This is a genomic window from Streptomyces sp. HmicA12 (assembly GCF_000373565.1).
GTDB lineage: Bacteria > Actinomycetota > Actinomycetes > Streptomycetales > Streptomycetaceae > Streptomyces.
Window position 1 is genome coordinate 18,910 of sequence record NZ_KB891825.1, and the last position, 11,191, is coordinate 30,100.

General features: G+C 70.2%; 9 protein-coding genes. 6 read left to right on the top strand and 3 right to left on the bottom strand.

The features are described 5' to 3' along the window. Nucleotides 1-186 precede the first annotated feature (186 nt). Together B072_RS0129880 and rhaI are read right to left on the bottom strand one after the other, a co-directional pair. Nucleotides 187-2,226, bottom strand: coding sequence for a bifunctional rhamnulose-1-phosphate aldolase/short-chain dehydrogenase (locus B072_RS0129880; protein WP_018533632.1), 2,040 nt, complete (start codon nucleotides 2,224-2,226; stop codon nucleotides 187-189). 52 nt (nucleotides 2,227-2,278) lie between these two features. Continuing rightward, nucleotides 2,279-3,445 carry an L-rhamnose isomerase gene (gene rhaI, locus B072_RS0129885; protein WP_026246444.1) on the bottom strand — a complete coding sequence of 389 codons (1,167 nt, stop codon included), beginning with the start codon at nucleotides 3,443-3,445 and terminating at the stop codon, nucleotides 2,279-2,281. A gap of 361 nt (nucleotides 3,446-3,806) precedes the next feature. On the opposite strand from rhaI, the gene B072_RS0129890 reads away from it, so the two are divergent. The 6 genes from B072_RS0129890 (at nucleotide 3,807) to B072_RS0129915 (ending at nucleotide 9,904) form a co-directional block, all read left to right on the top strand. Further along, nucleotides 3,807-5,318, top strand: a complete 1,512-nt coding sequence (locus B072_RS0129890; RefSeq protein ID WP_018533634.1) for a sugar ABC transporter ATP-binding protein — start codon at nucleotides 3,807-3,809, stop codon at nucleotides 5,316-5,318. Further along, on the top strand, nucleotides 5,315-6,370 hold the full coding sequence (locus B072_RS0129895; protein WP_018533635.1) for an ABC transporter permease: 1,056 nt from the start codon (nucleotides 5,315-5,317) through the stop codon (nucleotides 6,368-6,370). Before B072_RS0129890 ends, B072_RS0129895 begins: the two co-directional genes overlap by 4 nt. Next, on the top strand, nucleotides 6,363-7,382 hold the full coding sequence (locus tag B072_RS0129900) for an ABC transporter permease (protein ID WP_018533636.1): 1,020 nt from the start codon (nucleotides 6,363-6,365) through the stop codon (nucleotides 7,380-7,382). The genes B072_RS0129895 and B072_RS0129900 overlap by 8 nt, the downstream gene beginning before the upstream one ends. Before the next feature lie 65 nt (nucleotides 7,383-7,447). After that, nucleotides 7,448-8,533, top strand: coding sequence for a rhamnose ABC transporter substrate-binding protein (gene rhaS, locus B072_RS0129905; RefSeq protein WP_018533637.1), 1,086 nt, complete (start codon nucleotides 7,448-7,450; stop codon nucleotides 8,531-8,533). 32 nt (nucleotides 8,534-8,565) lie between these two features. After that, entirely contained in the window at nucleotides 8,566-8,886 is a 321-nt protein-coding gene (locus B072_RS0129910; RefSeq protein WP_018533638.1) for an L-rhamnose mutarotase, read from the top strand. Beyond that, nucleotides 8,879-9,904, top strand: a complete 1,026-nt coding sequence (locus B072_RS0129915; protein WP_018533639.1) for a LacI family DNA-binding transcriptional regulator — start codon at nucleotides 8,879-8,881, stop codon at nucleotides 9,902-9,904. Before B072_RS0129910 ends, B072_RS0129915 begins: the two co-directional genes overlap by 8 nt. 263 nt (nucleotides 9,905-10,167) lie before the next feature. Here B072_RS0129915 and manB read toward each other — a convergent pair. After that, nucleotides 10,168-11,191 (bottom strand): hypothetical protein (gene manB / locus B072_RS0129920; protein ID WP_018533640.1); only part of this gene is annotated, 1,024 nt, incomplete at its 5' end.

The following is an 11,191-nucleotide window of genomic DNA, read 5'->3' on the forward strand; positions in this document are numbered from 1 at the left end:
GGGTGGGGTTCGCGTGTTCGGTCGGTGCGGGACGGGCGGGGCGGGGGCTGTTCGAAGTCGCCCCCGCCTCCCCTTCCCGTCCCGAAACCGGGGGCTTCGCCCCCGGACCCCCCTTGACTGTTTCGTTGTCGGGCGCGGGTCGTGGGTGGTTGCTCGCGCAGTTCCCCGCGCCCCTTTAGGGGCACTTCAGCGCAGGAACGCCGCCGCCACGCCCGCGTCCACCGGCACGTGCAGGCCCGTCGTGTGCGTCAACTCGCCGCCCGTCAGGGCGAACACGGCGTTGGCGACGTGTTCCGGGAGGACCTCGCGCTTGAGCAGGGTGCGCTGGGCGTAGAACTCGCCGAGCTTCTCCTCCTCGATGCCGTACGTGGCCGCGCGCTGCGCGCCCCAGCCGCCGGCGAAGATGCCCGAGCCGCGGACGACGCCGTCGGGGTTGACGCCGTTGACACGGATGCCGTCGGCGCCCAACTCGGCCGCGAGGAGCCGTACTTGGTGGGCCTGGTCGGCCTTGGTCGCCGAGTAGGCGACGTTGTTGGGGCCCGCGAAGACGGCGTTCTTGGAGGCGATGTAGACGATGTCGCCGCCCATGCCCTGCGCCTTCATCACGCGGGCCGCCTCGCGCGAGACGAGGAAGGAGCCGCGCGCCATGATGTCGTGCTGCAGGTCCCAGTCCTTGGCCGTCGTCTCCAGCAGCGGCTTGGAGATGGAGATACCGGCGTTGTTGACCACGAGGTCGACGCCGCCGAAGGCGAGCGCCGCCGCCTTGAAGGCCGCCGCGATCTGGTCCTCGGACGTGACGTCGACGGTCACCGCGATCGCCTTGTCCGGGCCGCCCAGTTCCTCGGCGACCGCCGCCGCGCCGTCGGCGTTCAGGTCGGCGATCACGACGCAGGCACCCTCGGCGGAGAGGCGATGTGCGATGGCCTTGCCGATGCCGGAGCCCGCGCCGGTCACCAGAGCCACGCGCGTGGCGAGCGGCTTGGGCTTCGGCATCCGCTGGAGCTTGGCCTCTTCGAGGGACCAGTACTCGATGCGGAACTTCTCCGACTCCTCGATCGGCGCGTACGTGGAGACGGCCTCGGCGCCGCGCATCACGTTGATGGCGTTCAGGTAGAACTCGCCCGCCACGCGCGCCGTCTGCTTGTCCTTGCCGAAGGAGAACATGCCGACGCCGGGGATCAGGACGATCGCCGGGTCCGCGCCGCGCATCGCGGGGGAGTCCGCGGTGGCGTGGCGGTCGTAGTAGGCGGCGTACTCCTCGCGATAGGAGGCGTGCAGCTCCTTCAACCGGGCCGCCACCGCGTCGAGTTCGGCGGTCGGCGGGAGGTCCAGGACCAGCGGGCGCACCTTCGTGCGCAGGAAGTGGTCGGGGCACGACGTGCCGAGCGCGGCGAGGCGCGGGTGCTCGGCGGACGCCAGGAAGTCCAGGACCGTGGCCGAGTCGTCGAAGTGGCCGACCTGCGGGCGGTCCGTGGACGCCAACCCACGGATCAGCGGCGCGAGTTCGGCCGCCCGCTCGCGGCGCTCCGCCGCGTTCAGAGCCGCGTACTCCTCAAGGACCGGACCGAACGGCTCGGCCTTGCCGTGCTCGGCGAGGAACGTCTCGGCGGTGCGGATGATCGACAGCGAGTTCGCCTCGCACGCGTCGGCCGTGTCGCCCCACGCGGTGATGCCGTGACCGCCCAGGACGCAGCCGATGGCCTGCGGGTTGGCCGCCTTGATCGCGGCGATGTCCAGGCCGAGCTGGAAGCCGGGACGCCGCCACGGCACCCATACGACCTTGTCGCCGAAGCACTCGGCGGTCAGCTTCTCGCCGTCGGCGGCGCAGGCCAGGGCGATGCCGGAGTCGGGGTGCAGATGGTCGACGTGCGGGGCGTCCACCAGGCCGTGCATGGCGGTGTCGATGGACGGGGCGGCGCCGCCCTTGCCGTGCAGGCAGTAGTCGAACGCGGCGACCATCTCGTCCTCGCGCTCCACTCCCGGGTACACCTCGGTGAGCGCGCGCAGCCGGTCGAGGCGCAGGACGGCGAGTCCGGCCTCCTTGAGCGTGCCCAGGTCGCCGCCCGAGCCCTTCACCCACATCAGCTCGACGTCGCCGCCGGTGACGGGGTCGGTCTCGGTGGCCTTGGCGGAGGTGTTCCCCCCGGCGTAGTTGGTGTTGCGCGGATCGGCGCCGAGGCGGTTGGAACGGGTGAGGAGGGCGGTGACTTCAGGATGCGTAGCCATGAGAGTTCCTAGGGAGTCGGGTGTCGTCGATGACGGAGGCCGGCGGGCTAGGTCACGCCCCCCAGCCGGCCTGCTCGCCGCCCACCCGCTCGGCCACGATCCGCTCCTGCCATCCGCTCGCCGCGTACCCGGCGACCGGGTTCGGGTCGAGGCCCCGCTCCTCGCGCCACTCGGCCAGCAGCGGCCGCACATCGGTGTTGTACGCGTCCATGAGCACGGCGTTGGCCGCGAGCACGTCCCCCGCGGCCTGGGCGGCGGCGAGCGCCTCGCGGTCGACGAGCAGCGCCTTGGCGGTGGCCTCCTGCACGTTCATCACGGAGCGGATGACCGCCGGGATCTTCTCCTCGATGTTGTGGCACTGATCGAGCATGAAGGCCACGTTCGTCGCCGGGTCGAAGCCCCCGTTCCGCGCGACCTCGTACAGGATGCGGAAGAGCTGGAACGGGTCGGCCGCGCCCACCATCAGGTCGTCGTCCGCGTAGAAGCGGGAGTTGAAGTCGAAGCCGCCGAGCTTCCCCTCGCGCAGCAGCAGCGCCACGATGAACTCGATGTTGGTGCCCGGCGCGTGGTGCCCGGTGTCGACCACGACCTGCGCCTTCTCGCCCAGCTTCACGCACTGCAGGTACGAGGTGCCCCAGTCCGGGACGTCCGTCGTGTAGAAGGCCGGCTCGAAGAACTTGTACTCCAGGAGCAGCCGCTGGTCGTCGCCGAGCCGCTCGTACACCGTGGCGAGGGACTCGGCGAGGCGGTCCTGGCGGGCCACGATGTCGTCCTGGCCGGGGTAGTTGGTGCCGTCGGCGAACCACAGCTTCAGGTCCTTCGACCCCGTCGCGTCCATGATGTCGACGCACTGCAGCAGGTGTTCCACCGCCTTGCGGCGCACCTTCGGGTCCGGGGCGCAGACGCTGCCGAGCTTGTAGTCGTCGTCCTGGAAGGTGTTGGAGTTGATGGCGCCCAGCTCCAGGCCGCGCTCCTTCGCGTACGCGCCGAGGGCCGCGTAGTCGTCGACCGTGTCCCACGGAATGTGCAGGGCCACCTTCGGCGCGATACCGGTGAACTCGTGAACCTTCGCCGCGTCGTCGAGCTTCTCCTGCGGGGTGCGCGGCACTCCGGCCCGGGCGAACACCTTGAACCGGGTGCCGGAGTTGCCGTAGCCCCAGGACGGCGTCTCGATCCGCTGGTCGGCGAGTGCGGCCTTCACGGCAGCGATGTCAGGCATGTCCACCTCTGGGTACGCGGGTCTGTCGTTGTCACTTGAACCGGTTGAACCAGTTGAACCAGTTGAAGCGGTCGAACCGGTCGAGTCAGTCGAAGCGGTTGAACGGCCGATCTCGTGAATCGATTCACTTCGCTGGGGAAGTTAACCCCGGTAGCGAGGGGCGTCAAGGGTCCAGGCGCAAGGTCATCGGTGTTACACAATCGTTTTGCCGTGCGTGAATCGTTCTGCTTCAGACCCCTTGACCGTCCCGGAGCGACGGGGCTAGCTTCCGGGCAACTTCACTGAAACATTTCACGCCGGGCGATCGTCCCGAGGCCCGCGGCTCGGCCCGGCCCATCCAGGCAACTCATGGAGACACGCGATGACGCAACCTGAACCGGAGCAGACTCCGGTCCTCGCACTGGAGGAGGTGAGCAAGTCCTTCGGTGCCGTGCGCGCCCTGCGCGGCGTGTCCCTGCGGCTGCACGCGGGTGAGGCGCACGCCCTCGCCGGCGAGAACGGCGCGGGCAAGTCGACCCTGATCAAAGCCCTCGCGGGAGTGCACAGGCCGGACACCGGCACGGTCCTGCTCGACGGCACACCGGTGGAGTTCCACGGCCCCGCCGACGCCCGGGACGCCGGCGTCGCCGTCATCTATCAGGAGCCGACGCTCTTCCCCGACCTGTCGATCGCCGAGAACATCTTCATGGGCCGCCAGCCGCACCGGTCCCTCGGCCGCGTCGACCACCGCGCCGTCAAAGAGGCGACCGCCGCGCTGTTCAAGCGACTCGGCGTCGAACTCGACCCGGACCAGCCGGCCCGTGGCCTGTCCATCGCCGACCAGCAGCTCGTCGAGATCGCCAAGGCGCTCTCCTTCGACGCCCGGGTCCTGATCATGGACGAGCCGACCGCCGCGCTGACCGGCAGCGAGGTGGCCCGCCTGTTCGGTGTCGTACGGGCGCTGCGCGAACAGGGCGCCGCCGTCCTGTTCATCTCGCACCGCCTGGAGGAGATCTTCGAGCTGTGCCAGCGCGTCACCACGCTGCGCGACGGCGCCTGGGTCGCGAGTGAACTCCTCGACGGGCTCACCGAGGACGACCTCGTGCGCCGCATGGTCGGCCGCGACCTCGACGAGCTCTACCCCAAGCAGGACGCCGAGATCGGCGAAGTCGCCCTGAGCGTGCGCCGGTTGACCCGGGAGGGCGTGTTCACCGACGTCTCCTTCGAGGTGCGGCGCGGCGAGATCGTCGGCCTCGCCGGGCTCGTCGGCGCGGGCCGCAGCGAGGTCGCCCGGGCCGTCTTCGGCGTCGACCGCTTCGACGGCGGCGAGGTCGAGGTGCTCGGCCGGCGGCTCAAGCCCGGCGCGCCGAGTCTCGCCATGCACGCGGGGCTCGCGCTCGTGCCCGAGGACCGGCGGGCCCAGGGCCTGGTGATGGACATGTCCATCGAGCGGAACATCGGCCTGACCGGGTTCGCCGCCACCTCCCGCGCGGGCCTGATGAACCGTGGGGCCGAGCGCAGCCGGTCGCTCGACTGGGCCGTGAAGCTCCAGGTGAAGTACGCGCGCCTCGCCGATGTCGTCGGCACTCTGTCCGGCGGCAATCAGCAGAAGGTCGTCCTGGCCAAGTGGCTCGCGACCGGACCGCAGGTGCTGATCGTCGACGAACCGACCCGGGGCATCGACGTCGGCACCAAGGCCGAGGTGCACCGGCTGCTGTCGTCACTCGCCGCGGAAGGGGTTGCCGTCCTGATGATCTCGTCGGACCTGCCGGAGGTGCTCGGCATGGCCGACCGGGTGCTCGTGATGTACGAGGGGCGGCTGGCCGCGGAGCTCTCGCGCGCCGAGGCCACCGAGGAGTCCGTCATGGCCGCCGCGACCGGGAGGGCATCGTGACCGTCACCGCGCCACCCGTCCACGAGCGGTCCGCACCCGAACCCACCGCCGGGCGGCGGCTGATCGACAAGGTGTTCAAGGCCCGCGAGATCGCCGTGGCCGGTGTCCTCGTCGTGATGCTGCTCGCCACCCAGGTCTCCAACTCCGAGTTCCTGTCCGAGCAGGGCATCAAGGACCTCCTGCTCAACGCCACCATCCTCGTGCTCGTCGCGACCGGACAGGCCGTCGTCGTCATCACCCGCAACGTCGATCTGTCCGTCGGATCGGTGCTCGGCATCTCCGCCTTCGCGGCCGGCAACTACCTGCAGGGCGGCGGGAACTCACTCGTCGCCGTGGTCTACGCCGTCCTCATCGGCGCCGTGTTCGGCGCCCTGAACGGCGCGCTCGTCAGCCTCGGCAAGGTGCCCGCCCTCGTCGTCACCCTCGGCACGCTCTACGTCGTGCGCGGCATCGACTCCATCTGGGTCGGCTCCGAGCAGATCGTCGCCGCCGACCTGCCGAACGGCTTCGTCGACTTCGGGCACGACGGCCTGTGGATCGTGCCGTACCTGGCGCTGCTCGCCCTCGCCGTACTGCTCTGCGTCGGCTACTACATGCGCAGCTACCGCAGCGGCCGCGAGATGTACGCCCTCGGCTCCAGCCCGGAGGCCGCGAACCTCGCCGGCATCCCCGTCCGCAAGCGCATCATGACCGCGTACGTGCTGTGCGGCGCGCTCGCCGGACTCGCGGGCGCCCTCTACCTCGCCCGCTTCGGCAACGTCGACTCCGCCACCGGCAACGGCTACGAACTCACCGTCGTCAGCGCCGTCGTGGTCGGCGGCGTCGCCTTCACCGGCGGCTCCGGCACCGTCTACGGCGCGGCCCTCGGCGCACTGCTGCTGACCTCCATCAACAGCGTCCTGCCCGCCATCGGCGTCAGCTCCGTCTGGGTCACCGCCATCAACGGGATCCTGCTGCTGCTCGCCATCGCCGTCGACCGGATCCTGGCGCTGCGCGTCGCCGCAGTGCTGCGCAAGCAGGCCGCACAGATGAGGAGCGCCCGCCATGCCTGAGACGTTCGCTGACAGGTTCAAGAACGCGGTGCGCTGGGACACCGCCGTCGGCGCACTCCTGATCGTGCTGCTGCTCTGCTCGTTCTCGTTCGTCGACAACTTCGGGAACGCGCTCAACGTGTCGTTCCTGATCGGCAACACGCTGCCGATCGCGCTCATCGCCCTGCCGATGACCATGCTCGTCATCTCGGGTGAGGTCGATCTGTCCGTGGGCTCCACGGCCGGCCTCTCCGGCGCCGTCATGGGCGCCCTGTGGAACAACGGCATGGCCATCGAGACGATCATCCCGCTGTGCCTGGCGCTCGGCGTCGTCTGCGGCCTGGTCAACGGGCTGCTCGTGACCCGCCTCGGCCTGCCGTCGCTCGCCGTCACCATCGGCACCATGGCCGCCTACCGCGGCATCGCGCAGATCGTCCTCGGCTCGGACTCGGTCACCGACTTCCCCGGCCAGTACCTGGACTTCGGCGCCGGCCGGTTCGGCGACACGTTCATCCCGTACGCGGCGCTGCCCTTCGTGATCCTGCTCGCCGTCGCCGTCGTCGTGCTGCACGCCACCCGCGTCGGCCGCTCGCTCTTCGCCATCGGCGCCAGCGAGGAGGCGGCCCGGTTCTCCGGCGTCCGCGTCAAGCGGCTCAAGCTGTCCATGTTCGTGACGACCGGTCTGCTCTCCGCGCTCACCGGCGTCTTCTGGGCCCTGCACTACGCCAGCGCCCGCTACGACAACGCCACCGGGCTCGAACTCTCCGTCATCGCCGCGGTACTGCTCGGCGGCATCGACTTCGACGGCGGCAAGGGCACGATCGGCGGTGCGATCGCGGGCGTGTTCCTGCTCGGCACGCTGCAGAACGTGATGAGCCTGCTCAACGTCTCCGCCCAGTCGCAGATCGTCGTCACCGGCGTGCTGCTCGTCATCTCCGTGCTCGCGCCGCGCGTCGGCCGGCAGCTCGCGCAGGCCAGGGCGCGCAGGAGGACCGCGCGGACGTCGGCGCCTCCGGCACCGGCCGCCTCCTGACCCGTACTCCCTCGCCCCACCCCAGCTCTCTCCCCACCTGTCGTCCCGTCCCGTGAGGATCAGCCATGTCCGTAACCGCCCGTACCCGCCGGCTCACCGCGGCTCTCGCCGTGACCACCGCCCTCGTCGTGGGCGCCACCGCCTGCGGCGGCACGACCAAGGACGACGCGAACAAGGAAGCGGCGAAGTCCAACGCCGCGGGCAAAGCGGACCCGAACGCCGCCACCAAGAAGGGCCTCACGGTCGCGTTCCTGCCCAAGCAGGTGAACAACCCGTACTTCACGACCTCCGACAACGGTGGCAAGAAGGCGCTGCAGGAGCTCGGTTCGACGTACAAGGAGGTCGGCACCAGCAGCGGCACCGACACCTCCGGCCAGGTCAGTTACGTCAACACGCTCACCCAGCAGCAGGTCGACGGCATCGCCGTGTCCGCGCAGGACCCGGGCGCCCTGTGCACCGCGCTCAAGCAGGCCATGAGCAACGGCGTCAGCGTCGTCGCGTACGACTCCGACACCAAGGCCGACTGCCGCAACGTGTTCGTCTCGCAGGCCTCCGCCGAGGACCTCGGCCGCACCCAGGTCCAGCAGCTCGCCAAGCAGATCGGCGGCAAGGGCGAGATCGCGATCCTCTCGGCGGCCCAGACGGCCACCAACCAGAACACGTGGATCGACTACATGAAGGACGAGCTGAAGAAGCCCGAGTACAAGGACATCAAGCTCGTCACGACGGCCTACGGGGACGACGACGCGCAGAAGTCGTTCCAGCAGACGCAGGGCCTGCTGCAGGAGCACCCGAAGCTGAAGGGGATCATCTCCCCGACCACGGTCGGCATCAAGGCCGCCGCTCAGTACCTGTCGGGCTCGAAGTACAAGGGCAAGGTCAAGCTCACCGGCCTCGGCACCCCCAACGACATGCGGGCCTACGTCAAGAACGGCACCGTCGAGGCGTTCGAGCTGTGGGACCCGGCGAAGCTCGGCGCGCTCGCCGCGCACACCACGGTCGCTCTCGAGTCGGGCCAGATCACCGGCAAGGAGGGCGAGAGGTTCAAGGCCGGTGACATGGGCGAGTTCACCATCGAGAAGGACGGCGTCGTCACCCTCGGCAAGCCGACCGTCTTCGACAAGAAGAACATCGACCAGTTCAAGTTCTGACCACCCCCGTGACGACCCCTGGAGGTGTGTCGATGCAGCGTGTCTGCTTTCTGCTCAAGGTCAGGGCCGACCGGATCGACGAGTACCGCGTCCGTCACGAGGACGTGTGGCAGGAGATGCGGGACGCCCTGACCGCCACCGGCTGGCACAACTACTCCCTCTTCCTGAGGGAGGACGGACTGCTCGTCGGCTATCTGGAGACGGTGGACTTCGACGCGGCCCGCGCCGCCATGGACGCCACCGATGTGAACGCCAGGTGGCAGGCCGAAATGGGCTCGTTCTTCGAGGAGTTGGAGGGGCAGGCCCCGGACGCGGCGATGCGCCCGCTCACCGAGGTCTTCCACCTTGCGTGAGCGTGCGACGGTCGGCATCAAGGACGTGGCCCACGAAGCGGGAGTCTCCGTGGGCACCGTCTCCAACGTCCTCAACCAGCCGCACCGCGTCTCCGAGTCCACACGCCGCCACGTCCAGCAGGTCATCGCCCGCCTCGGCTACGTGCGCAGCGAGTACGCACGGCAGTTGCGGGCCGGGCACAGCCGCATCGTGTCCCTGCTCGTCCTCGACATGGGCAACCCGTTCTTCGTCGACATCGCCCGCGGCGCCGAACGGGCGGCCCGCGACGCCGGACTCGGCGTCATGGTCTGCAACAGCGCCCAGAACCCGGCGGAGGAGGCCGAGTATCTGTCCCTGTTCGCGGAACAGCGGGTGCGCGGCGCCCTGATCACCCCCGCCGACCCGAGCGGTGCGACGCTGCGCGACTTCCGCCGGCACGGCATTCCGTACGTCGTCGTGGACCGGGTCGCCGGTGACGAGGAGGGTTGCTCGGTCGCCGTCGACGACGTCTCGGGCGGCGCACTCGCCGTACGTCACCTGCTCACCGGAGGCCACCGCTCGGTCGCCTTCGTCAGCGGCCCGCCGCACCTGAAGCAGGTGCAGGAGCGCAGGGAGGGTGCCCGGAAGGCCCTCGCCGAGGCGGGTCTGCCCGAGACCGTGCTGCGCGAACTGCCCACCGAACGCCTCGACGTGGCCGCCGGCCGCGACGCGGGCGCCCGGCTGCTCGGTCTCGGACGGCGCCCGACCGCCGTGTTCTGCGCGAACGACCTGCTGGCGCTCGGCGTGCTCCAGGCCCTCTACGCGGCCGGGGTGCGGGTCCCCGAGGACATGTCGATCGTCGGCTACGACGACATCGAGTTCGCGGCGGCGGCCACGGTCCCGCTCACCTCGGTCCGTCGGCCGGCCCGCACCCTCGGCACCATCGCGGCGGAACTGCTGCTCCAGGAGACGGGCGAGCGGGCCGCCGACCACCGGCACCAACACGTCGTGCTACGGCCGGAGTTGGTGGTGCGGGGATCGAGCAGGGCCTTGGGCTGAGCCGCACCCGTTCCCGCCCCCGCCGCCACTGGCTCGGCGTAGCGCCGTGGGCCTGACGGAAGCGGCGGGTGAAGTGGGCGGGGTGGAGGAACCCCCCAGGAGCGCGCGACGGCGTCGATCGTGCGATGGGCCCGACCGGTGGAGGCCTGATCGGCCCGGGCGCCCTCCAGGCTGCGCCGGATGATCCAGCTCTCCAGGCTCAGCCCCAGGCAGTGGCGGAGGTTCCCACCGCCGCGCTCGTCCCCACCGGCGGAAAGCCGACCTCAGGCCCGAATGACCCCGAGTACCTCGTCGCGGACCCGTTCCATGGTGGCCCGGTCGCGTGCCTCGGCGTTGAGGCGGAGGAGCGGTTCCGTGTTGGAGGGGCGGACGTTGAACCACCAGTGGCTCGCGGTGACGGTGAGCCCGTCGAGTTCGTCCAGGGTGATGCCGTCCCGGTCGCCGTACGCGGCCTTGATCGCGGCAAGGCGGTCGCTCTGGTCCGCGACGGTCGAGTTGATCTCGCCCGAGCCGACGTAGCGGTCGTAGGAGGAGACGAGCGCCGAGAGGGGGCCCTCCTGTCCGCCGAGCGCGGCCAGGACGTGCAGGGCCGCGAGCATGCCGGTGTCCGCGTTCCAGAAGTCGCGGAAGTAGTAGTGCGCGGAGTGCTCGCCGCCGAACACGGCGCCGGTGATGGCCATTTCGGCCTTGATGAAGGAGTGGCCCACGCGGGTACGGACCGGTGCGCCGCCGGATTCGCGGATCACCTCGGGCACGGTACGGGAGGTGATCAGGTTGTGGATGACGGTGCCGCCGGGATGCCGGGCCAGTTCGCGGGAGGCGATGAGCGCGGTAATGGCGGAGGGGGAGACGGGGTCGCCCTTCTCGTCGACGACGAAGCAGCGGTCCGCGTCGCCGTCGAAGGCGAGACCGAGGTCGGCGTCCTCGGCCTTCACCCGCTCCTGCAGATCCACGATGTTCGCCGGGTCCAGCGGATTCGCCTCATGGTTCGGGAAGGTGCCGTCCAGCTCGAAGTACATCGGCACGACGTCCAGCGGCAGCCCCGCGAAGACGGTCGGCACCGTGTGCCCACCCATCCCGTTACCGGCGTCGACCACCACNTTCAGGGGGCGGACGGCGGTCAGNTCNACGAGCCCGAGCAGATGCGCCGCGTAGTCCTTCAACGTGTCGCGCCGCGTCACCGTTCCCGCCGACGCGGCCGGCTCCGGAGCGCCCGACACGCTCCACTCCTCCACCAGTTCACGGATCTGAGCCAGGCCCGTGTCCTGCCCCACCGGCGCCGCGCCC